Here is a 22,341-nt window from a genome sequence, read left to right as displayed (position 1 = left end):
GTGGTGTTGCGGGGTTGAGGGCCTCACTTGCGTCTGAGTTGAGCCTACTTGGCAATGCCAAGGAACACGGCCAGGCAGCGCTCAACCTCCACCAGGGCATCCACATCGATGCGCCCGAAGGTGGGCCCCACCTTGTCTCGTTTCACGGTCATGGCCTTGTCCACCATCACCTGCGATGGCTTGTGCAAGCCATTGGTGGCATCTGGCAGGACCGTGATGCGCAACAAGGGTGCAGCCACCAACGCACTGGTGACCGGCAGCACGGTCACTGTGGCGTGCTCGTCGAACTGGTCTGCCTGAACCACCAGGGCGGGCCTTGGTTTGCCAAAGTCTCCCTGCATGGCGATGGGGACGAGGTCTCCCCGCTTCATTCCGTCCAGCCATCCACGTCTGCCAAGGCCTCGGCCATGAACTGCTGCATGTCGGCATCGCCCTTGTCTGCTTGTGACACCAGGCGCGACTGACGACGGCATTCCTCCGTGAACGAAGGACGGCGCGTGTCTGGCACCCAAATCTGCACCGGACGCAAGCCGGCCATGCGCAGGCCTTCGCGGTGCTTCTTGACCCTTGAGTTGACGTTTGTCATGAGAGACCCTGTCGTTACAGCCCGCATTGTGCGGGCCTTGTGCGTTACATGCAACAGCGCTCTGCGCGTCGCCCCCAACCGCGAAAGCAGCACCCTCGTCACCGCACCAGAGGTGGTTTGACACCTTCAGGGCCTGGGCGCGCTTGATGCACAGGAAATCCGAGACGCTGTACGAAGACGCCATGATCGCGGCCACCGCGAAAGTGCACGGCTTGACGGTCGCAACGAGGAACGTCAGTGACTTCAATGCGCTTGGGCTGGACGTTTTCAACCCATTTGCGCCGGCACAGGCTTGACGCCCGCCTTCCGGCGCGATTTGCTCGGTGAAGCGCCTGCATGGCCCGGAATGCGAACATCTGAGCTTCGAGCGCAAGCCTCTGAACTCGGACCGCGAGGTGGGAGGGCTTCGCGCGCCGACCTCGGGGCTTTGCCCGCAGGGCTTTTGGCTTCGCTCGCAAAGCTTGGAAGCCGGCGGGCAAGGTTCAGACACTCGGCGCGCAAAGCTTTGAGCTTTGCCGGCCGAGCACCAAGCTTTGCGTGCCGAGTTCAGAGCTTCGCGCGCCAGCCTTTGAACCTTGCGCGCAAAGCAAAAAGCCCTGCGGGCCGAGCTTGGAGCTCTGCGCGCAGGGCCTGGGGCCTTGCAGACGGGGTGTCAGGCCTTGGCGACGGCTTCTTTCGGTGTGGTGCTGCGGCGCGAGAAGCGGGCGGACATGTCCTGGCGGAGGTGTTCCAGGCCCGAGCCTTCGCCGACCACGCGCAGCAGGGCGTAGCCCTCCAGGGCGGCGCTCATGATGTCGCTGCCCAGGGCGATGATGCTGTCGTCCACCTTGCCTTGCAGCACGTCGAGGCGCACGGCGCGGCTGCTGAGGGCGTCGAGCTGTGCCAGATCGCGCTGCGCTTCGGCCAGGTCGAGGGTGGGCGGCAGCACCTGGCGGTTCTGGTCGAGCACGCGCAGGGCCTGGCGGCAGAAGGCTTCGGACTTGTCGCCCATCTTGGTGAGGCTGCGCCGTTCGGCGATGGACAGGTCGATGAGCGACTTGAAGTGGCGCTCCAGCACGGCCAGGGCGGCGTCGATCTCGGCGTAGTCAGCGTCGGTCAGGCTGAGCGAAATGAGGTTTTGGGACATGGTGATTCCTGTGTGAATGCTTGGTTGCGGACCGCCGAGATGGGCGGGCCGAGGGGCACTTTAGGAAGGCACAGGGAGGTTGGGAATCACCCTTTGGGGCGGATTTTGTGAGCGGAGGTGACTGGGGCGGGGGGGCAGTCGGCTGCTGGTGGACAACGGTCGTTTGGACTTGCGCGCGTCAATACAATTGCTCCACCCGGCTCTGGGCGCATCAAACAAAGGATCTGTGTCGTGGGTGAAGCAAGGTTCAAGGTTCTCCGCAAGTGGTTCAAAGGCAAGAAAGTGAAGGAGGCGCAGCCTCCTCTCCCTCATGAGCCATCGCTGAACGACAAGATGCTGCGCTACATCGAGCAGAACCAGCATCGCCAGCCAGGTCCACGAGAAGGTGTGTTACGCCCTGAAATATTGATTCCTTGCTACAACCACGGTGCGTTCATCGGCAACTTGGTCGATGTTTTGCAAGACGTCAATGTGCCGGTTACCGTGATCGATGACAATTCGAATGCCGAAACACGCGAGATCATTGACAACCTCCAACGAAAGCACGGGTTGAAGGTCATCCGCAATGCTGTGAATCTTCGTCAGGCGGGGTCGCTTAACAAAGCCATTGCCGAATCAGAAAACAATTTGTTCATCGTTGCGAATGCCGATGACTATTTGCTGCCAGCCTGGGTGAGTTACGCTCTTGGGAAATTCGGAGAGACAGATATTTCTTTGTTGGGGGGCAAGCACATTTGTTTCTTCAATCATTTCCCGCAATCGGAAAAGCACATGGCGCAGACCTTGCGTCAGAGCAATTACCAGCCGCAATCTGGGTTTCGAATGCATGGGCCCGATGATGCCAGGCACTTCAGCCACGACAATTCGATCGACATGACCATGACGGGTTGCACTTTTCTGAAGTCTGCCTGGGAATTTGTTGGGGGGTTTTACAATCTGGAAAATCGGGTCAGCATCCATGATGATCGTGATTTTCAGATGCGTGTGTGTGCTTTTTTCAAAATCGGTGTGTCAGACGAGCTTTCAGCGTTTTGGCGCAGTGATTCATCAACAGGCATGGGGACAAAGTGAGCATGTTTCGATTCCTTTTCCCGCGGAAAAAAATCGTGTCTTCGCTGATCGGTGGCTTGGGAAACCAGATGTTCCAGTACGCAGCTGGCAGGGCTCTGGCCGCACGCCTCCATGGCGACTTGGTGCTGGACACGGCCCCGCTTCATGTCAAAGCGGACCACACTCCCCGGGCTTATGGGCTGGATGCATTCAAAATCCGGGCAACCCTGGATGACTTGAATCCAGACGAATGGTCGAAGTTGACGGTGCTGGAGGAGGGTGAGGTGCCGGGCGAGTGGCCACGCAAAATCAAAGGTAATGTCAGCATCTCGGGGCACTGGCAGTCGGAGCGTTTTTTCTCGTCGATACGACCGCAGCTTTTGAAGGATTTTGCTTTGTCCGCGCAGCCCAATGCGCATGTGGCCAGCATTGCTGAGCGCATTCGGGGGGCGAGCAACAGTGTTTCGGTGCACTTCCGGCGAGGCGACTATGTCAGTCTTCCCTCCGCCGCCAAGTTCCACGGCACCTGCTCCAACAGTTACTACCATGCGGGCATTGAACATCTGCGCCAGATGTTTGGGGAGCTTGACCTGTATGTGTTTTCTGATGACCCTCAGTGGGTGAAGCAGGAGGCGAATCTGCCAAGCAACATCACATTGGTGGAGTGCGAAAATTCCAGCCCGGCGCAGGACATCTGGCTGATGAGCTTGTGTCGTCACCACATCATTGCCAACAGCAGTTTCAGCTGGTGGGGGGCTTGGTTGGGCGCATCGGATGGGGTCACCATTGCGCCCCAATGCTGGTTTCTTGACCCAGCGGCTGCGCAGTCGCACATCGTGCCCAGTCGTTGGGTTCGTCTTTGAGTCGCCAGCCCTTATTCTTTTTTCGGATTGAACTCATGCCACTTCTCAAGTCCATTCAGAAGCGACTCAAGCGCTTGAGCCTTGCCTCCGGCGCGATGCTGTTGCGTTGGGGGGGGCAGCCACGGCCCGCCGCAGACAATCGTCTTAACCAACGATACAACGACGACATGAAGCGCTTCCAGGAACTTGGCGGCGTCATCACGCACCATTTTCCCATTTTGTCCGACTATGAGGACCAGGCGGGAACGGCCACAGGGCACTACTTTCACCAGGATCTGTTGGTGGCTTCACTGATCCACCAGAATAATCCACAGCGCCACATTGACATCGGGTCACGCGTTGACGGATTCGTGGCCCATGTGGCTTCTTTCCGCAAGATTGAGGTGATCGATGTCCGAGATCTCAGTGACACTGGGCACGAGAACATCTCTTTCATCAAGGCCAATTTGATGGACGAGGCCAACGCGCAGGAGGGTATTGCCGACTCGATATCCTGCCTGCATGCGCTGGAGCATTTCGGCTTGGGACGCTATGGCGATCCATTGGATCCGGCGGGACACCTCAAGGGGTTTCGCAACATCGTTCGCATGCTCAAGCCCTCAGGAACGCTTCATATCAGCTTTCCGATTGGCAAGGGTAATGAGGTTCACTTCAATGCCCATAGGGTGTTTGATCCCCTGGAGATCTTCAACTGGATCACGCCAGCCGATCAGTTGTCCCTGCTGCGATTTGACTATGTGGACGATCGCGGTGACCTGCACAAGCAGGTGGATCTGCAGTCGGATCGCCCCGATGTCTCATACGGGTGCGGCATCTATACCTTCAAGAAGGCCTGATGCTTTTGGTGCGGTGGCTGCGAGTCAGGTGGCTGATCGGCTCAGGTTTTCTTGGCAATGAAGATGTCTTGCTCGATGTGCCAAGCCAGGCCGTTGGCTCGCGCCCAGTTCACGAGATCATCCAATGTTGGGTAGTTGCCGTAGGCATGAATCTGGCCGTTGAACAGGCGGATGTCATCGATCATGATGACGGCCTTGTCCATGTGACGAAGGTTGTCGGCGATGCATGCCATTTCCCGTTCGACAGGGGTGTCCAGCGGGCCTTTGTGAGTGCCGTCTCCTGAATAATGGCCATCGAGCCAGAAGCTCACAGCACCTGTGAGGGTCGGTACGAGTGTTGGGAAAATGTCCTCGCTTGTGCCATTCAATATTTCGACGTTCGACACGCTTCTGAATCGCTGTTTGGCGTTGGCGTACAGCGTGGGCTCCGGCTCGATGCTGTAGACCTTGCTGCCATGACGCGACAGCAACTCTGTGGTTTGTCCCATGTACGTACCTGTTTCCACCCAGGTGGCACCAGGAATTCCATTGCGCAACACGACGGCTTGCTTGATGAGGTGCGGACTGGGGGCCGTGAAGCCTCGCTGCTCCCACTCCTTGTAAATGTTCACTTCGCCTTCGGCAGCGTCGGTTGTGCGTCGGGTTTCATCTGGCTTGCCAATGATGCGGGTGATTTTCTTGAGAATGGTGCTCATGATGGTGACTCAGGTGTATGGCAAGGACTGTTCAGAGGCCGTATGCCCGGCGGCACCAGCTGAAAACAACTCGCGGTGAATGAGATCGGCGGCTCAGGAGCGCTCAGATGCACCACCGCCAACCGTGTCTGATGCGTTGGATGCCATGGTACTTCCGGTAGATTTTGCGCAGGATGCGGTAACGGTGGTGCTGCCAAGTCTCTGGGATCAAGGTCACGGGGGCCCATTGGCGTCGGATGGCTTCATATTCCTCATGTTCCTCGTCGGTGAGGAGGGCATATGCCCCAATGAAGTGATCGCCAGGCTGATCAGGCGGCAACGGCCGGGTGAACTCCGGGAAAAAGCGCACGCAATTGGTGTGCACCAGCGTTGTCTTGACGACCTTGGGATACAAATCTTTGGTCAGGAAAACTTGGTCATCGCCGTATTCGGTGAGCCTGTGCGACAGCATGCGCGCGCGCACGAGTTCCGCGAGCAAGCTCAGTGCCCGGCCACGGACTCCGAAAAGTCCACCCATCACTGGCGAGCGGTGATAAGGGTGGTCACGGATGATGTGCATGTCCTTCCGGGAGGTCAGCCACTCTGACACTGCCGCAGTTTCGCGTGCTGTGAAGATGGAGTCAGCATCTCGGAAAATGACGACTTCGGCGTCATCCCTGAGCACCGCCAAAAATCGCCAACTCATGCCCTCAACGCCCTGGCTTTCGTCCTTTTGCAGGATGCATTCAACGGAGGGGCCCAAGTCTTCCTTGACGAGGGCATCGTGGTTCACTCGATCGCAATAGATGACGAGCTTCCACCCAGGGTAGTAGCGTGATGCTGCCCGTACATTGGCCATCATCCCCGTTCGGTACTTGGGGTCGTTGCCGAACAAAGCGAACGAGATCAGCTTGTGTTTCATTGCGTCGACGCGCGTGGCTTGGCAGGAAATCAAGCGGCTTGGGAGCCGAGGGAAACGCTGTCTGCCATGACGAAGTCGTAGAAATCATTGGCAACGGTCAGCCAGTCGCGCAAGGGTGCTTCGCGAATGCGTTGCTCCCTTTGTTTGACGATCTCTGGGTTCAAGACAAAGTGCTTGACTTTGTCTGCAATTGCCTGGATGTCGTTCGGGTCGACGTAGTCCACTAGATCTCCACAGACTTCGGGCATGGATGTGGCCGAGGACACCACAGAAGTGCGTCCAAACCATGCGGCCTCGCCCACCGGAAGCCCCCACCCCTCGTAGAAGCTGGGGTAGATGTTGAAGGCGCAGTGCTTGTAGAGGTAGGCCAAGTCCTGGTCGCTCGCGTTCGCAATGATCGTGACGTAGCGCGCCAGTTGCGCATCTCGCTTGAGGAGGTCTTTGAATTCGTCGATTTTCCAGCCGTATTTGCCACCAAACACCAGTTGGGGCGTGCGTTCACCGAGTTCACCGATCAGCCGCTGCCAAGCCTGCAGCAACGCCAGGCCGTTTTTGCGGACTTCAACGGTGCCCACGCAGACAACGTAAGGACGTTGCTTGACCATTTGAATCAAGGACGCGTCCGTTGGGCTGATCTCGTCTTGATTGCGTGCAAAGCCTGCGAACTCGTGCGCCAGCGGCACGGTCTGAATCAAGGGGGCGTAGCCTGGGATGTGTTGAACAAATTGGCGCAGGTCTGAGGCCGTCCAATCTGAAATGCAGGTGAAACTGCTCACGTACTGAGGGGTGCTATCGAGGAACTGGTTGAATGCGTTGACCAAGCCTTGGGTAAAGTACTGAGGGGCCGTGTGCGGAATCAGGTCATAGATCATCTGAACGACCTGACCCCCAGCCTGCCGATGCCGTTTTCCCACCTCCAGCAATTCCGGAGTGTTCCAATTTGAGCCAAGAAAGACCAAGGTCTCGTTGGCTGGGATGTCCGTGAGTTGTTGGACCTCAAGGGGGCGAATGTGATTGAACGACTGCTTGGGTTGGATGCCAAAGCGCTTCAGGCCTGCCGGCCACAACAAGGCTGTGAGGTACAGCTCTAGTTTCTTGAGCGCCCTGTACTGCTTTTGGCCGTTGTATTTGGCAAGCGCCTTCTTCGCATCGCTTTTGTCTAGCAGCCAATGTGACGTGCTGGCTCGCAGCTTCAAAAGCAACTCGGTTGAGTTGAAGGCGCTGCTTGTGAAAACGCCATCACCAGGTACTTGGCAATAGGTGCTGGTGGCACGGTTCCAGTATGAGCAGACGATGCGTTTGCCGCCATGCTGTTTCGCCAGCGCAGCAATGATTCGAATCTGGACACGTTGAATACCCGAGACATGGTTGTAGACCCGTGCGTACTCAACGATGTCCGTGATGTCGAAATAGATCCGCTTCACATCACTCGTGGTAGTCATAGGCCTGGAACCCTGCTTGCTTGACCAGGTTGTCGCGCTTGGCCGAGGTGTAGTCGCTGATGACCATCTCCTTGACCAGCTCTGCCAGGGTGGTCTTGGGCGTCCAGCCCAGCTTGGCCTTGGCCTTGCTCGGGTCGCCCAGCAAGGTCTCCACCTCGGTGGGGCGGTAGTAGCGCGGGTCCACCTTGACGATCACGTCGCCTACCTGGCACTTGGCCAGAATTTCAGCCTCGCCCTTGGCGTTGGTGATGGGCTCGATCTTCGTGACGCGGCCCACTTCGGCCTCGCCTTCGCCTTCGAAGGTCACCGTCACGCCCAGCTCTTTCGCTGCGAACGCCACGAACTGGCGCACGCTGTACTGCACGCCCGTGGCGATCACGAAGTCATCGGCCTGGTCTTGCTGCAGCATCAGCCACTGCATCTCGACGTAGTCGCGGGCGTGGCCCCAGTCGCGCAGCGCGCTCATGTTGCCCAGGTACAGGCAGTCCTGCAGGCCGAGTGCGATGCGGCTGATGGCGCGGGTGATCTTGCGGGTCACGAAGGTCTCGCCGCGCACCGGGCTTTCGTGGTTGAACAAGATGCCGTTGCAGGCGTACATGCCATAGGCCTCGCGGTAGTTCACCGTGATCCAGTAGGCGTACATCTTGGCCACCGCATAGGGGCTGCGCGGGTAGAAGGGGGTGGTTTCCTTCTGGGGGATCTCTTGCACCAGGCCGTAGAGCTCGGAGGTGGAGGCTTGGTAGAAGCGGGTCTTCTTCTCCAGGCCCAGGATGCGGATGGCTTCGAGCAGGCGCAGCGCGCCCAGGCCATCGGCGTTGGCGGTGTACTCGGGCTCTTCGAAGCTGACGCCGACGTGGCTTTGCGCGGCCAGGTTGTAGATCTCGTCAGGCTGGACCTTCTGGACGATGCGCACCAGGGAGGTGGAGTCGGTCAGGTCACCGTAGTGCAGCACGAAGTTGCGGTTGTTGACGTGCGGGTCCTGGTAGAGGTGGTCGATGCGGTCGGTGTTGAAGAGCGACGAGCGGCGCTTGATGCCATGCACTTCGTAGCCCTTGCCCAGCAGGAACTCTGCGAGGTAGGCGCCGTCTTGGCCCGTGATGCCAGTGATGAGAGCTTTTTTCATGTTGTCAGATGTCGTGTGAAAGGTCGAAGCGCACCATGTCCTGAATCAGGTCCGTCAGCGAGTGCTTTGGTGACCAGTTGAGGAGTCGCCGAGCCTTGCGGACGTCAGCAAGTGGCTGTGCGGGGTCGTAGGGGCGGTAGTACTCGGGATTCACCTGCACGATGGTGCGCCCAGTCTTTGTGTCGACGCCGCGCTCCTCGGTGCCTGTGCCTTGCCAGTCCAGCTTCATGTCCAGGGCCTGCGCAGTCAGGTTCACAAATTCACGCACCGACGTGAGTTGACCGCTTGCCAACACAAAGTTGTCTGGTTGATCGAGCTGAAGCATTCGCCACATGGCATCGACGAAGTCTTTGGCATGAGACCAATCTCTGCGTGCATCCAGATTGCCCAAAGAAAACGAGGACATGCGTCCTTGCTTGACTGCCACCATGCTTTTGGTGATTTTCTTGGTCACGAAGTTGCCCCCTCTCAAGGGACTTTCGTGATTGAACAATATGCCCGTCGATACATGCGTGCCGTAGCTTGCTCGGTATGCCTCGGCCATGATGTGCGCAAACAGCTTTGTCGCACCGTAGGGCGTCTTTGGGTTGAAGACACTGTCTTCCGAATGATGCGAGTCGGTGATGTCGCCGAAGATCTCCGATGAGGAGGCTTGGAACACTCTGCATGGGTGATCCGCGGTCCGTGCGTACTCGAAAATGTGGAGCGCGCCCATGCCGCCGCTTTCAGCCGTCTGCACGGGCATCTTGAAGGAGTCGCCGACCGAGCTCTGCGCAGCAAAGTTGAAAATCAGGTTCGGCTGGCTCTGGCGCAGTGCGGTGTGAATGGAGTCGGCATTGCCCAGATCAAACGGGATGTAGGAGACTTGTTCGTGGATGCCCAAGTGGCGCAAACGCCATGTTCTATCGGGCGTGGGCTCGCCGCGGATGCCCCCCAGCACGTGATACCCGAGGCGCAGCGCATGGTCTGCCAAGTAGCTGCCATCCTGCCCTAGGATGCCTGTGATCAATACGGTTGAGGGAGATGCCATTCCACTGACCTTGATGAATGTCGCGGCAGTGTAAGCCCATTTGTAAGGGCGATAGAGAGCCGATGGCGTGCGCTTCGTGCAGCTTTGCTGCTGCTCAACGATCAGATGATGGCCGGTATCATCTACAGTCTTTAGGCTGTTTTTTGCTCAGTCGCTTGGGTTTGCGTGGCTCTTTTTGTTGCCTCGCCCAAGCTGAGTTCGCACGCGATCCAACCCAATGACGCAAGTTGTTCAACCCCCATGGCTGACAGTCATGCACCCGGATCTGCGGGTGACCTATCAGCGGGGGATTTACCTCTACGCTAAATCGCTGATGGCCGCCGTGGCTACGTTTGAGCCAAATTACAGGCTGCTGACCGACGCGCTGTCGACGGGAGATGATCACGCAGACGTCATGGGCCTCATTCAGGACATCGAGCATCCGCGCAAGATGAAGATCCGCGCTTTGCAGATGTTGCCTCGCTACTTGGCGATGATGCGCGCCCGCGCAGTCCGTGTAGGACTGTGGGATGTGCCCGATGCGGTCGAACTTGAAGATCGCAGTGCATTTTTGAACACAGCGGGTGGCTTGGTCAATGTAGAGATGGTCTATGAGGTCATCCGCCTTGCCAGTAGCAAGCCCTTCGTGCCCCCAGTGCAAGTGGATTTTCTGCGCAGGCAGGGCTCGGACTTGGTGCTGACGACGGCGCCTTGCGCCATTCAGTCAAGAACGGGTGCTGTGAGAATCATGCAAACCGTTCACGACATGTTCCTGTACGACGTGCCCGTTTCCAATTCGAATGGACACAAGTTCCGCCGAAAGATCGAGGCGTGTGTCAAGCATGCGGACATGGTGCTCGCGATGTCGGCGTACACGCGGGACGTGATCCTGCAGCATCACCCCGAGGCTGGGCCCCGAATCCGCGTGCTGCACCAGCCCATCCCTGCTGACGAGCCGACCATCGCACGCAGTGCCCAGGATGGGCTGCAAGCCGAGGTGCTGAGACGATGGGGGCTCCGGCCCAAACAGTTTATTTTGTATGTGGGTGCCGTTGAGGAGCGCAAGAACGTGGCGCGCTTGATCAGGGCGCATCAACAGTCGAGACACGCGAGCCGGCTGACGCTGGTCATCGCGGGAATGGCTGAGCCTGGCTACTTGGCGCAGCATGGCTTGGTGACTGTGAAGGATGCCTCGGGGCTGGAACGCATTCCTGGCGATGGCGAGTCGGTGTCCGATGTGCTACTGCTGGGGCGGATATCCGAAATCGACAAGTTGGTGCTGCTGCGTTGCGCTGCCCTGTTCGCATTTCCTACCTTGGTCGAAGGGTTTGGCATCCCGGTGCTGGAGGCGCAGTCGTTCGGTTGTCCAGTCCTGGCATCGGCTGGATCGACCATGCCCGAGGTGTTGGGCGATTCCGCGATGTTGGTCGAGCAGATCGAGGATGTGCGGGCGCTGGGTGTGGCGCTGGATGAACTCGTGAGTCAGCCTTCGCGCTTGAAGCAGTTGTCTCAGTCAGGACTCAGCAACAGCGCGCGATTCAGCAAGGCGACGTTTGCGGAAAGTTTGGGTGCACTGGTGGCTGAGTGTCGCGAGCAAGCGCCGCGGACTTCACCCAGACATTCCCTGGCGCCAGCGAAATGAGCGTTTCCGCCCCGCTTTCTTGGCAGTCAACCGCGTCCAGATGAGGCCATGCGCTCAGGTTCAGGTTGGGCGTTGCAGCCCCTTGGTCGACCTTGAAGCGCCAGCCGCACATGCGGTGCAACACCAGCGTAATCCACAACGTATAGATGTCTGTTGACGCAAGGCGCAGGCGCTGGATGTCGCCGCCGGTGTGTTGCACCGACAGGTAAAGCCAAGGTACGGCGTGGTCGCACAACTGGGTGGACAAGTCCCACGCACAGTGCCGCGCAATGCGCGAGTGGAGATCAGGGACCGTAAGTTCCTTGTTGAGCGGCAGTTGCCCCCGCCAACGTCGCAGCCGTTTGTACAGCTTGTTCTTTAGGCGCACCCAGCCTGTTTCAGGCCGATCCACCCGTAGCGGAGGGGGCGCGTCGCTGATGTTGGGCAAATCGATCAGCGCCAGGTCAAAAAATGTCTGCAGGCTGGGTTGTTGCAACAGTCTGGCCGTGATTTCGCGCTCTCGATACCAGGTGTCCTCTAACCGCATCTGCACATCACCTTGCAGGCGCTGCAGCCGTGTGAGCAGTGCTTGGATGGGATCGCAGTCATGCGCTATCACGTCGGGTAAGAGTCGGTGGTATGCGCTGAGGAATGAGCGGTTGATTTCCAGTGCGCCACCGTGCGCCTCTGTCCGGCTGTTGCTGTGCAGGCGATAGTCCATGAGCGCGTCCGGGAGGTGTACGAAACGGGCACGCGGCCAGGCACGCAGGCAGAAAACGACATCGTCTGCGACGTCCATGCGGCTGAAGCCGCCGAGTTCACGTGCCAACGCTGTCGTCGCTGAAAACGGTACGCCCAGAGGAGAGAGGCTGAACAGCCTGGCCAGATCAAAGGTGCCTCGCCGGAACACGCCCGTCAGTGCGCCTTGGCCATCCATGCTGCGCATGTCGCAGTAAGCGAGCGTGTTGTCCGAGGCCGCAAGGGCTCGTCGCATCTGACGTACGTAGTCTGGACGCAGATGGTTGTCCGTGTGGACATAGGAGAAGTCACGGTACTTGTGGCCCTCTCGCTCAAGCACCCAGTTCAAGCAGGAGCCTGGGTCCATGCGCTGGGGTATGTGCACAAACTGTATGCGCGGGTCACTGTACTCTCCCATCACCTCTGGCGTGTGGTCTGTCGAGTTGTCGATCACCCAAAGCACCCAGTTGGCATCGTCTTGTGCAAGCACACTGTCAACCGCTGCGGCGATGTAGTGCGCCTGGTTGTACGACGGCATGATCAGCAAGAAGGCAGGCGCAGAGGACATCTTTGAGGTGAGTTGGATCGAGGTAGGTTCTGTAGTTTGTCAGCGGTAAACATCCGCCCGGGTCAAGTACTGCCCCACGTAATCCGACACACCCTGTTCCAGCGAATGGAACGCCGCATCACAGCCCGCCGCGCGCAGCTTGCCCATCTTCGCTTCGGTGAAGTACTGGTAGTTCGGCCGGATGCTCTCGGGCATGTCCACGTACTCGATGTTCACGGGCTTGTTCAGCGCTGAGCCAATGGCCTGCATCAGGTCCACGAAGCTGCGGGCCTGGCCGGTGCCCAGGTTGAACACGCCGCTGGCTTCGCGGTGGTCCAGCAGCCACATCATCACGGCGCAGCAGTCTTTCACATAGACGAAGTCGCGCAGCTGGGCGCCGTCGGCATAGCCTTCCTTGTGTGACTTGAACAGGCGGATGGTTTCGCCGCGGGCAATCAGTTCGGTGTTCTTGGCCACCAGGCTCTTCATGTCGCCCTTGTGGTACTCGTTGGGGCCATAGACGTTGAAGAACTTCAGGCCGGCCCATTGCGGCGGGGCCTTGCCTTCGGCAGCGCGCTCCACGGCCCACTTGTCGAACTGGTGCTTGGACCAGCCGTACAGGTTCAGCGGGGCGAGTTGGTCCAGGGCCTCGGGCGCCTGGTTGTCGTCGAAGCCTTCCTGGCCGTCGCCATAGGTCGCTGCCGACGAGGCGTAGATGAAGGGCGTGCCGCTGTGCGTGCACCACTGCCACCAGGCCATGGTGGCGCGCAGGTTGACGCGCAAAATCTCATCGCCATCGGTGGACGTGGTGGACGAATTCGCGCCCATGTGGAACACCGCATCGGCCTTGCTCAGCTTGGGCAGCAGGCCGTCGATCTGGCGGTAGTCCACGATGTCCAGGAAGCGGCGCTTGGCCACGTTCTTCCACTTGCCGTGGGTGCCCAGGTCATCGACCAGCAGCAGGTCGGTGCGGCCGCGTGCATTGAGGTCGGCGACGATGTTGGAGCCGATGAAGCCGGTGGCGCCGGTGACGATGATCATGGGGTGGGCTCAAGTCTGAAATGAGAGCCAGATTATGCCCGCGGCCTTTTTACGCTCCGCTGAACTGAGCCCAGCAGCCTGGATGTCGCCGTTGGATGTGGTGTGTAGCGTGTGAGGCATGAGCGAATGCTGTTATGCGACAGTTCATTTGGCGCATAAAATTCTGTGCGACAGTCATTTGTCGCGATACGGCCTCGGTCGCAAGGAGCCCACAGCATGGCACGCACCATCCCACCTGAAGAATTGGACGCGCTGGTGGCCATGATTGGGGCCGAGCCCGAGGGGCTGGGCATCGACGCGATCCTGCGGCAGTTGGGCGAGGGCGGTCAGCGCAGAACCCTGCAACGCCGTTTGGCTTTGCTGGTGGCGCTGCAGCGCGTCGAGATGGTCGGTGCCCGGCGGGCCACGCGTTACCGCATCCTGCATGCGGCGGGGTTGTCATTTCCGGGTTCGACGGAAAGCGATGTGCCGGTTTCAGCGCAGGGCGCGGAAATCCGTGCCCATGTTGCCAAGCCCCGTCATTTGCGCAGCCCGGTTGGCTATCGCCTGCAGTTCCTTGAACAGTACCAGCCCAATAGCACCGCCTATCTACCGATCGATTTGCGTGATCAGTTGCATGCCTTGGGCCGCTCGCCAGCAGCGCAAACACCCGCAGGCACTTTTGCCAGAGACATCCTCAACAGGCTGTTGATTGATTTGTCATGGGCTTCGTCGCACCTGGAGGGCAATACCTACAGCCGGCTGGACACTGAACGGCTGATCGAGTTCGGTCAGGTCGCCGAGGGCAAGGATGCGTTGGAGACGCAGATGATCCTGAACCACAAGCAGGCCATCGAGTACCTCGTGCTCAACCCGGAAAATGCCAGGGTGGAAGCGAACACGCTCATTGCCTTGCATGCGTTTCTGTCAGACGGCTTGATGGCGGACCCTGCTGCTGTGGGTCGCATCCGTCGACGCGCAGTGGAGATCGGCGGCAGTGTCTATTTGCCCATTGCCCTGCCTCAGCGCCTGGAGGAGCTCTTCGGCATCGTGGTTCAAATGGCCGCGGAGATCGAGGATCCGTTCGAGCAAGCCTTTTTCCTGATGGTGCACTTGCCCTATCTGCAGCCCTTCGAGGATGTGAACAAGCGCGTGTCGCGCCTGGCGGCGAACATTCCGTTCATCAGGCACAACCTGTGCCCGCTGTCGTTCATCGACGTGCCTCAACAAGCCTATGTGGCAGCCATGCTGGGGGTGTACGAGCTGAACAGGGTGGAGTTGCTGCGCGATGTTTTTGTGTGGGCTTACGAGCGCTCTTGCCAGCAGTACGTCGCCGTGAAGCAAACCCTCGTGCCGCCTGACCTCTTCCGTTTGCGCCACCGTCAGGCGCTGGCAGAGGTGATCGCGGCCATCGTGAGGCAAGGGGACGTGGCCACGGCGCTGGCAGTGAGAGGCAAGGTGCCGCCCACAGTGGCCCCCTCAGAGCGCGAACCGTTTGTTCAGTTGGTGCTGAACGAGTTGGCTGCAATGCATGCTGGCAATGCCGTGCGCTTTGGCATTCGCCCGCTGGAATATGCCGCTTGGCAGGGGCGCCAAGGCATGAACAGGTAGCCTTTCCGGTCAGTCCGCAGACTGGATGCGCACCATGCCGGCATAGATGCCGCCCAGGGCCATCAGCTCGGCATGGGTGCCTTGCTCGACGATACGCCCTTCAGACATCACGCAGATGACGTCGGCATTTTTGATGGTGCTCAAGCGGTGCGCGATGAGGATGAGCGTCTTGGCGTGGCGCAGGTCCTCGATGGAGCGTTGCACCACGGCCTCGGATTCCGAGTCGAGCGCCGAGGTGGCTTCGTCGAAGATCCACACCGCGGCGTCGCGGTACAGGGCGCGCGCGATGGCCAGGCGTTGGCGCTGGCCGCCCGACATCATGCTGCCGTTGGTGCCGATGCCCGTGTCCATGCCTTGGGCCATGGTGGACACGTGGTTCCAGAGGTTGGCCGCACGCAGGCATTGCTCCACCTTGGCGCGGTCGATGCCCAGCGGGCTGGCGTAGGCGACGTTCTGCGCCACGCTGCCGTCGAACAGGACGATGTCTTGCGACACCACGGCAAAGTGCCGGCGCAGGCTGGCCAGTTTGAGGTCTTCGATGGGAGTGCCATCGAGCAGGATGTGCCCTTCGGACGGGTTGGCAAAGCGCAGCAGGGTGTTGACCACCGTGGTCTTGCCTGCGCCCGACGACCCCACGAGGGCCACCGTTTGCCCGGGTTCGATGTGCAGCTTGAAGCCGTTGAGGGATGGCGCGGCCGCGCCCTCGTAATGCACCTTGACGTTGTCAAAGGCGATGTCGCCGCGCGAGATGGGCATCTCCAGCGTGCCGTTGTCAGGCTCGACCGGCGCGTTGATCAGGTCGAAGGCACCGCGCGCGGTGATGAGCGCACCGGTGACCGGTTGGTACACGTCGGTGAGGTGGCGCATGGGCGAGATCGTCATCAGCAGGGCCGTGATGAAGGAGACGAATTCGCCCACCGTGGTCGAGCCTTGGCTCGCCTGGTGGATGGCCAGGGTGATGATGATCGACACGCCGATGGCGGCCACGACCTGCGTCATCGGGGTGATGAGGGAGCTGGTGGCCATGGTCTTGAGCACCATGCGGCGCAGCACATGGGCTTCCTTGTCGAAGCGGGCCAGCTCGAAGTCAGCGGCGTCGAAGGTGCGCACCACGCGCCAGGCGCGGGCGTTGTCGTCCACCGTGTTGACCAGGCGCTGCTGCGATTCGTACTGGGCCTGGCCCACATGCTGCAGGCGCTTTTGCACGCGCTTGAGCAAGAAACCCAGCAGCGGCATGCTGACGAAGGACAGCAAGGTGAGCTGCCAGTTCAGGTACAGCAGGTAGCCCAGCAGGAACACCAGGGTCATGGAGTCCTTGATCACGGAAATCACGACGTTGCCCAGCGTCTGCGAGGCGAACTGTGGGTCGTTGATGATCTTGGTGACGGCCACACCGGGGCTGATCAAGGTGAACAAGCTGGCATCGGCGCGCAGCAGGCCGCGCATCAGGTCGCGGCGCAGGCTGAGCACCACGCTGGAGACGCTGTCCGTCATCGCGTAGTTGCCCGCGAAGTTGAACAGGCCGCGCACCAGGAAGAGGCCGATGATGACGATGGGCACCAGCCACAGGGGGTAGTTGAGCCCTTCCTTGAAGCCCGAGTCGATCAGCTTCTTGAACAGGGCCGGGATGACCGGCTCGACCGCCGCCCCCGCCGTGAAGAGCAGGAAGGCCCCGGCGAACTTCTTCCAGTGGGGTTTGCCGTACGCGAGGATCTTGCGTCCGGTTTCCTTCAGTTCCATTGCTTGATCAGGCGTTTGCGCCATGACGGGCCTCTCTCAGCAGGTCGAGCACGCGCTCGACGGTGATGTCGGACAGGCGGGCTGCCGTGACGTTGCGCATGTTGTGCGGGTCCTGGTCGAGCGTCGGACGCGAGCCGATGATGACGAAGCTGGGGCGGCCCACCGCGGCGGCCACGTTGACCATGCCGGTGTCGTTGCCCACGCAGAAATCGGCCACTTGCAAGGCCGCGGCGCTGCCCAGCACGGGCGCGTCGGTCACGAGGGTCAGGGCGTGGCGGGCCTTGTCAGGGATCAAGGCTTCGATTTCGCGCGCCAGGGCCACCTCGCCCGGGCCGCCCAGCAGCATCACGCCCGCGCCTTCGGCGATCAGGGCACAGGCCAGATCGGCGTAGTTCTGCACGCCCCACTGCTTGTGCGTTTCGCTGGTGCCGATGGCAAAAGCGTAAAGCGGGTGGGGCATGTTCGCCAGGCGCGTCTGCATCTGCGCCAGCAACTCGGTGGGCGGGTGCAGGTGCGGCACGATGGGCTCGGGGCAGTAGCCGTGGGCCACCATGAAGGCGCTGGCCTCGGGATAGACCGCCAGCGAGGGGCCTTGGTAGGCCTCGATGAAGGGGCCGCTGTTGAGGAACATGCGCTGCAGGAAGCGGTAGCCGAAGCCTTGGCGGATGCGGATGCCGCTGAGCCAGGCCACCAGGCCGCGGCTGGGGCGGCCAGAGAACAGGACGATGCGGTCGAAGCGGCCGGCCTTGAGCTGTTGTGCCATGCGCCACATGCCCGCGAAACCCGCGTGCTTGCCGCGGCGTTTTTCGCCACGGCGGGGGCGGTGGTCGTGGTCGATGACCTCTGCCACCCAGGGTTCCTTGCCGATGAAGGCGCGCGTGAGCGTCGAGGGCTGGGCGACCACGGTGACGCGCCCGTCCTGGCTCTGGTCGGCGATCAGCTTGAAGTAGGGGATGTGCCAGACCAGGTCACCGATGCCGGCGTATTGCAGCAAGACGACGGTGCGGGGCCGGGAGTCATTCGAAGTGGGCATGCACAAAAGGTGGGCGGACGGCTAACCCGGTATTTTGCCTTGCCCCGAGCTTGGTCTTGCCGTTGATGAGAACTGACACATTTGTGCCGACAATACGGGTCTTCCTCAGACCTCTTTTGCTTGCCGGACCGACCGCCATGAAACCGACCGTTTGCCCCGACCGCCAGACGCTCGCCAGCCGCCGTGTGCTGGTGGTGGGCGATGTGATGCTCGACCGCTACTGGTTCGGCGCTGTGGAGCGCATCTCGCCCGAAGCCCCGGTGCCCGTGGTCCGTGTGGCCAGCGAGCAGGAGCGCGTGGGCGGTGCCGCCAACGTCGCGCTCAACGTCAAGACCCTGGGTGGCAGCGTCACCCTGCTGAGCATGGTCGGCCAGGACGAGCCGGCCCGCCGCCTGCGCGAATTGCTGGAGGCCCACGGCGTGGCCACCGTGCTGGGCCAGGACCCGGGCATGCAGACCATCGTCAAGCTGCGCATCATCGGGCGCAACCAGCAGCTGCTGCGCGTGGACTTCGAGCGCGAACCCACCCACGAGGTGCTGGCGCAGATGCTGGGCGATTTCGAGCGCGAACTCGCCAACCACGACGTCGTGCTGTTTTCGGACTACGGCAAGGGTGGCCTGGCCCACATCCCCCGCATGATCGAGATGGCCCGACAGGCCGGCAAGCCCGTCCTCATCGACCCCAAGGGCAGCGATTACGCCCGCTATGCCGGCGCCACCGTCATCACGCCCAACCGCGCGGAGCTGCAGCAGGTCATTGGCAACTGGAAGGACGAGGCGGATCTCATCGCCAAGGCCGAGGCGCTGCGCGTGCAGCTGGGCCTCGACGCCTTGCTGCTGACGCGCTCCGAAGAAGGCATGTCGCTGTTCGAGCCGGGCCAGGTCAGCAATGTGCAGGCGCAGGCGCGCGAGGTGGCCGATGTCACCGGCGCGGGCGACACCGTCATCGCCACGATGGCCCTGATGATGGCCTGCGGCCTGTCGATGGCCGACGCCATGGCGCACGCCAACCGCGCCGGCGGCCTGGTGGTGGCCAAGTTCGGCACCGCCACGCTGAGCTACGAGGAGCTGTTCGCATGAGCGGCCACCCCTTCCAATCCCTGATGGACAAGGTCTGCGCGCGCGAGGACATCGCTGCGCGCATGGCCGCGCTGCCCAAGCCCGTCGTCTTCACCAACGGCGTGTTCGACGTGCTGCACCGCGGCCACGTGGCCTACCTGCACGAGGCCCGCCAACTGGGTGGCTCGCTGGTGGTGGCCGTGAACTCGGATGCGTCGGCGCGCATGTTGGGCAAGGGCCCGGACCGCCCGCTGAACAAGGCCGAAGACCGCGCCGCCGTGCTGGCCGGGCTGGCGTCTGTCTCGCTGGTGACCTTCTTCGACGAGCGCACGCCCGTGGCGCTGATCAAGGACGCGCGCCCCGACCTCTACGTCAAGGGCGGCGACTACGACATGGAGACCCTGGAAGAGACCGCCGTGGTGCGTTCCTGGGGCGGTGAGGCGCTGGCGATTCCTTTCGTCGATGGCTACTCCACGACCTCGCTGGTCAAGCGCATCCGCGCCGGGCAATCGTCGGAGGCCGTGCCGCAGGCCTCGGCCTTGACGTCACCGCGCAAGGCCGCTTTCCTGGACCGCGACGGCGTCATCAACCTGGACCGGGCCTATGTGCACCAGTGGGACGAGTTCGAGTTTGTGCCCGGTGCGGTGGACGCCATGCGCCGCTTGCGCGAAGCCGGTTATGTGCTCATCGTCGTGACCAACCAGTCGGGCCTGGCGCGCGGCATGTACACCGAGGACCAGTTCCAGGTGCTGACCACGCACATGCGCACCGCGTTGAAAGAGGCCGGTGCCGAGGTCGAGGCGGTCTATCACTGCCCGCACCACCCCAAGGGCACGGTGCCCGAGCTGGCCGTGGATTGCGATTGCCGCAAGCCCGAACCCGGCATGATCTTGCGGGCTGCGCGCGAGCATGGCCTGTCGCTGGCCGATTCCTTCATGGTGGGCGACAAGCCTTCGGACATCGAAGCGGCCCGTGCCGCGGGCGTGGGCCGTGCATACATCGTGCGGTCGGACAATGCCGAATCTGTCGATGGTCTGGCCGGTGCCGATGCGGCGCATGCCGACCTGGCAGCCTGCGTGGACGCCTTGCTGAAAGCCCGATGAAGGGCTGAGTTCAGCGTGCAGCGTGCCGCGCGATGGCACGCCCGTACACGCCCAGGTTGCCGCTCACCATCGCGTCGATCGAGAAGCTCTGCTCCACCCAGGCGCGGCCGGCCTGGCCGTAGCGCTGGCGCACATCGCTTGAGCCCAGCAGCTTGTTCAAAGCAGCCGTCAAGGCGGCGGTGTCGCCCGGCTCGATCAGCTCGCCATTCAGCCCCGGTTGGACGATTTCGGGGATGCCGCCTGCGCGACCGCCCACCAGGGGCACGCCACAGGCCGCCGCCTGCAAGAGCGACACGCCCAGCCCTTCCATGAACGCCGGGTGGGCTAGCACGTCCAGGCAGGGCAGGATGCGGTCGAGGTCTTTGCGGAAGCCGGGCAGTTGCACGTGCTGGGTCAGCAGGGCATCGCCCTGCACGCGCGCGGAAATCTCATCGCGCAGCGGGCCTTGGCCGAACAGCAGCACCCGCGCGTTCGGGTGCGCCGCCAGCACCGCGGGCAGGGCGTCGAGCAGCGTGCTGTGGCCTTTGCGGGCGATGAACTGCGCCACCATGCCGATGACCAGCTCGCCCTCGTTCAGGCCGAAGGTCTCGCGGAACCAGGCCTGGTGCGAACGGTCTGGCCGGTAGTGCGCCGTGTCCACCGCGCTGAGCACACAGTGCAATTTGGCCGGCGGCACACCCTCGGACAGCAGCACCTGGCGGATGCCATCGGAGATGGTCACCACTTCGTCGTAGAGCCGGTACTTGAGCTTGACCACGAAGCGCGATTCGGGGTTGTCCACGCGGCGGCTGAGCACCACGGGCACGCCTTCCAGCCGTGCGGCCAGCGCGCCCCAGATGTCGCTGCCACGGCGGCTGTGCAGGTGCACCACGTCGGGCTGGACCTCGCGGATGAGGGCGCGCAGCCGGCCGGTGAGGGCCACGTCCGCATCGCCCTTCATCGTCATCTGGACGACGGTGGCGTGTGGCGCGGCCTCGGTGGCGATGGCGCTGCCGGTGGGGCAGGCCAACACACAGTCGATGCCGCGCGCCTTCAGACCACGCAGCAGGAACACGACCTGCAGCGCACCGCCGTAGAGGTGCATGCCGGCTTCGACGTGCAAGACCTTCATGCCTCGCCTCCCGCCGCCAGGCCGGGCTCTGCGGCCCGCAGTGCCAGCAGCTCCAGTGCCTGCAGGCTGACGCGCTCCACGGTGAGCTGCTTCATGCAGGTGAAGTCGCCGTTGCAGGTCGGGCGGCGCCGGCAGGGCGAGCAGGGCAGGGCGTCGTACATCACGCGGGTCATGGGCGTGGGGCCTTGCAGGTAGGGCCGGGTCGAGCCGAACAGGGCCAGCGTGGGCACGCGCAGTGCAGAGCCCATGTGCGTCAGGCCGGTGTCCACGCCCACCAGCAAGTGCGCGTCGGCGATGAGCGCCACGCTCTCGTCCAGCTTGAGCACACCGGCCAGCGAGGGCACTTGCGGCACGTCGGCCACGATGCGCGCCGCGGCTTCACGGTCGGTCGGCCCACCCAGCACCACGGGCTGCAGCCCTTGGTCCCACAGCGCTTGCGCCAGCTCGGCCCAATTCGCTTCGACCCAGTGCTTCTGCGGGCGCGTGGTGAAGGGGCACAGCACCACCAGCGGGCGGCCAGAGTGCGGCGTGTGCGCGGCCTGCAGGGCTTCGGCCAGCACCTGGCGCGCACGGGCCTGCTGTGCTTCGCCCACGGCCAGGTCGTGCACGAAGCTGCCTTGCGGTGCGCCCAGGTAGCGCGACAGGAAGCGGTACTCCGAGCCCATCACCGGGTCGGCGCCATGCGTGGGCGTCACCACCTCGTGCACCAGGCGGTGGCTGCCTTCGCGGGCGATGATGCTGACGCGGCGCGGCGCACCCGTGAACCAGGCCAGCAGGCCGCTTTTGAGCAGGCCTTGCGCATCGAGCACCAGGTCGAACTGCTGTGCGCGCAGCATGGCGCGGAACTGCCGCACCTCGCGCCACAGCGCCAGGTAGCGCTTGGCCTTGAACAGTTGCTCCCACTGCGTGCGCGGCCAGATCAGCACCTGCTTCAAGCGCGGGTTGTGCTTCAACAAGGGCGCGCAGCCCTCTTCGCACAACCACGACACCTCGGCATCGGGGTAGGCTGTTTTCAGCGCCGGGATCAGGCCCGAAGCCATGACGATGTCGCCCAGTGCCGACAGGCGGACGACGAGGATGCGGCGCGGTGTGGGGTGGGTGGCTGGGGTGGGCATCGTCGTGGTGGGG

Annotated in this window: 21 protein-coding genes and 2 pseudogenes; 9 read left to right on the top strand and 14 right to left on the bottom strand. The window is 61.9% G+C overall.

Annotated features, from left to right (window positions below; genetic code table 11):
• Positions 1–44 precede the first annotated feature (44 nt).
• The gene (locus EV672_RS03070; RefSeq protein ID WP_133606086.1) at positions 45–371 is read right to left on the bottom strand and encodes a type II toxin-antitoxin system PemK/MazF family toxin; all 327 of its coding nucleotides are present in this window, start codon (positions 369–371) and stop codon (positions 45–47) included.
• On the bottom strand, positions 368–586 hold the full coding sequence (locus EV672_RS03065) for an antitoxin MazE family protein (protein ID WP_133606084.1): 219 nt from the start codon (positions 584–586) through the stop codon (positions 368–370). The genes EV672_RS03070 and EV672_RS03065 overlap by 4 nt, the downstream gene beginning before the upstream one ends.
• 122 nt (positions 587–708) lie before the next feature.
• Here EV672_RS03065 and EV672_RS19200 point away from each other — a divergent pair.
• Positions 709–882: pseudogene (locus EV672_RS19200) on the top strand (PIN domain-containing protein); the annotation flags it as partial.
• A gap of 356 nt (positions 883–1,238) precedes the next feature.
• On the opposite strand, the gene EV672_RS03055 reads toward EV672_RS19200, so the two are convergent.
• Complete coding sequence (locus EV672_RS03055; RefSeq protein ID WP_133606082.1) at positions 1,239–1,712, bottom strand: hypothetical protein; 474 nt, start codon at positions 1,710–1,712, stop codon at positions 1,239–1,241.
• A gap of 231 nt (positions 1,713–1,943) precedes the next feature.
• Between EV672_RS03055 and EV672_RS03050 the strand changes: the two genes are divergently transcribed.
• The 3 genes from EV672_RS03050 to EV672_RS03040 are packed head-to-tail and all read left to right on the top strand — an operon-like array spanning position 1,944 to position 4,461.
• Positions 1,944–2,783: a glycosyltransferase family 2 protein gene (locus EV672_RS03050; protein ID WP_133606080.1), complete on the top strand. Its 840-nt coding sequence runs from the start codon at positions 1,944–1,946 to the stop codon at positions 2,781–2,783.
• 35 nt (positions 2,784–2,818) lie between these two features.
• On the top strand, positions 2,819–3,625 hold the full coding sequence (locus tag EV672_RS03045; RefSeq protein WP_166643422.1) for an alpha-1,2-fucosyltransferase: 807 nt from the start codon (positions 2,819–2,821) through the stop codon (positions 3,623–3,625).
• 35 nt (positions 3,626–3,660) lie between these two features.
• Positions 3,661–4,461 carry a DUF268 domain-containing protein gene (locus EV672_RS03040; protein ID WP_208110688.1) on the top strand — a complete coding sequence of 267 codons (801 nt, stop codon included), beginning with the start codon at positions 3,661–3,663 and terminating at the stop codon, positions 4,459–4,461.
• Positions 4,462–4,502: 41 nt separating this feature from the next.
• Here the strand turns inward: EV672_RS03040 and EV672_RS03035 are convergent, their stop codons facing one another.
• From EV672_RS03035 to EV672_RS03015, 5 genes are all read right to left on the bottom strand, one after another.
• Positions 4,503–5,156, bottom strand: a complete 654-nt coding sequence (locus tag EV672_RS03035) for a class I SAM-dependent methyltransferase (RefSeq protein ID WP_133606077.1) — start codon at positions 5,154–5,156, stop codon at positions 4,503–4,505.
• A 103-nt stretch (positions 5,157–5,259) separates the two neighbouring features.
• On the bottom strand, positions 5,260–6,057 hold the full coding sequence (locus tag EV672_RS03030) for a hypothetical protein (RefSeq protein ID WP_133606075.1): 798 nt from the start codon (positions 6,055–6,057) through the stop codon (positions 5,260–5,262).
• Positions 6,058–6,086: 29 nt separating this feature from the next.
• Positions 6,087–7,499 (bottom strand): glycosyltransferase family 4 protein, encoded by a 1,413-nt coding sequence (locus EV672_RS03025; protein ID WP_133606073.1) that lies wholly within the window; start codon positions 7,497–7,499, stop codon positions 6,087–6,089.
• A complete protein-coding gene (gmd, locus tag EV672_RS03020; protein WP_133606071.1) occupies positions 7,483–8,622 on the bottom strand; it encodes a GDP-mannose 4,6-dehydratase in 1,140 nt (379 codons plus the stop codon). Before gmd ends, EV672_RS03025 begins: the two co-directional genes overlap by 17 nt.
• Before the next feature lie 4 nt (positions 8,623–8,626).
• Entirely contained in the window at positions 8,627–9,652 is a 1,026-nt protein-coding gene (locus tag EV672_RS03015) for a GDP-mannose 4,6-dehydratase (protein ID WP_133606069.1), read from the bottom strand.
• Between the two features lie 253 nt (positions 9,653–9,905).
• On the opposite strand from EV672_RS03015, the gene EV672_RS03010 reads away from it, so the two are divergent.
• Positions 9,906–11,273 (top strand): glycosyltransferase family 4 protein, encoded by a 1,368-nt coding sequence (locus tag EV672_RS03010; RefSeq protein ID WP_166643421.1) that lies wholly within the window; start codon positions 9,906–9,908, stop codon positions 11,271–11,273.
• On the opposite strand, the gene EV672_RS03005 is transcribed toward EV672_RS03010, so the two are convergent.
• Both EV672_RS03005 and rfaD read right to left on the bottom strand, forming a co-directional pair.
• A complete protein-coding gene (locus EV672_RS03005) occupies positions 11,170–12,558 on the bottom strand; it encodes a glycosyltransferase family 2 protein (RefSeq protein WP_133606065.1) in 1,389 nt (462 codons plus the stop codon). The two genes, EV672_RS03010 and EV672_RS03005, sit on opposite strands and share 104 nt — an antisense overlap.
• Before the next feature lie 39 nt (positions 12,559–12,597).
• The gene (rfaD, locus tag EV672_RS03000; protein WP_133606063.1) at positions 12,598–13,578 is read right to left on the bottom strand and encodes an ADP-glyceromanno-heptose 6-epimerase; all 981 of its coding nucleotides are present in this window, start codon (positions 13,576–13,578) and stop codon (positions 12,598–12,600) included.
• Between the two features lie 216 nt (positions 13,579–13,794).
• Here rfaD and EV672_RS02995 point away from each other — a divergent pair, with 216 nt between their 5' ends.
• Entirely contained in the window at positions 13,795–15,168 is a 1,374-nt protein-coding gene (locus EV672_RS02995) for a Fic family protein (RefSeq protein WP_133606061.1), read from the top strand.
• 9 nt (positions 15,169–15,177) lie between these two features.
• Here the strand turns inward: EV672_RS02995 and msbA are convergent, their stop codons facing one another.
• Complete coding sequence (gene msbA, locus EV672_RS02990; protein ID WP_133606060.1) at positions 15,178–16,908, bottom strand: lipid A export permease/ATP-binding protein MsbA; 1,731 nt, start codon at positions 16,906–16,908, stop codon at positions 15,178–15,180.
• A 7-nt stretch (positions 16,909–16,915) separates the two neighbouring features.
• Positions 16,916–17,941 carry a glycosyltransferase family 9 protein gene (locus tag EV672_RS02985; RefSeq protein WP_133606059.1) on the bottom strand — a complete coding sequence of 342 codons (1,026 nt, stop codon included), beginning with the start codon at positions 17,939–17,941 and terminating at the stop codon, positions 16,916–16,918.
• A gap of 137 nt (positions 17,942–18,078) precedes the next feature.
• On the opposite strand from EV672_RS02985, the gene rfaE1 reads away from it, so the two are divergent.
• The 3 genes and pseudogenes from rfaE1 (at position 18,079) to gmhB (ending at position 20,102) form a co-directional block, all read left to right on the top strand.
• Positions 18,079–19,020, top strand: coding sequence for a D-glycero-beta-D-manno-heptose-7-phosphate kinase (gene rfaE1, locus EV672_RS02980; RefSeq protein WP_133606058.1), 942 nt, complete (start codon positions 18,079–18,081; stop codon positions 19,018–19,020).
• Between the two features lie 23 nt (positions 19,021–19,043).
• Positions 19,044–19,505, top strand: a pseudogene (gene rfaE2, locus EV672_RS02975) (D-glycero-beta-D-manno-heptose 1-phosphate adenylyltransferase); the annotation flags it as partial.
• Between the two features lie 15 nt (positions 19,506–19,520).
• Positions 19,521–20,102, top strand: a complete 582-nt coding sequence (gene gmhB / locus EV672_RS02970) for a D-glycero-beta-D-manno-heptose 1,7-bisphosphate 7-phosphatase (RefSeq protein WP_243738504.1) — start codon at positions 19,521–19,523, stop codon at positions 20,100–20,102.
• 10 nt (positions 20,103–20,112) lie between these two features.
• Here gmhB and EV672_RS02965 read toward each other — a convergent pair whose 3' ends face one another.
• Together EV672_RS02965 and waaC are read right to left on the bottom strand one after the other, a co-directional pair.
• A complete protein-coding gene (locus EV672_RS02965) occupies positions 20,113–21,213 on the bottom strand; it encodes a glycosyltransferase (RefSeq protein WP_133606057.1) in 1,101 nt (366 codons plus the stop codon).
• Complete coding sequence (waaC, locus tag EV672_RS02960; protein WP_133606056.1) at positions 21,210–22,328, bottom strand: lipopolysaccharide heptosyltransferase I; 1,119 nt, start codon at positions 22,326–22,328, stop codon at positions 21,210–21,212. Before waaC ends, EV672_RS02965 begins: the two co-directional genes overlap by 4 nt.
• Positions 22,329–22,341 lie beyond the last annotated feature (13 nt).

The sequence above is a fragment of the Aquabacterium commune genome, assembly GCF_004362855.1.
Lineage (GTDB): Bacteria > Pseudomonadota > Gammaproteobacteria > Burkholderiales > Burkholderiaceae_C > Aquabacterium > Aquabacterium commune.
Note: the sequence above shows the minus strand (reverse complement) of the source record. Positions and strands in the feature narration are given on the sequence as shown.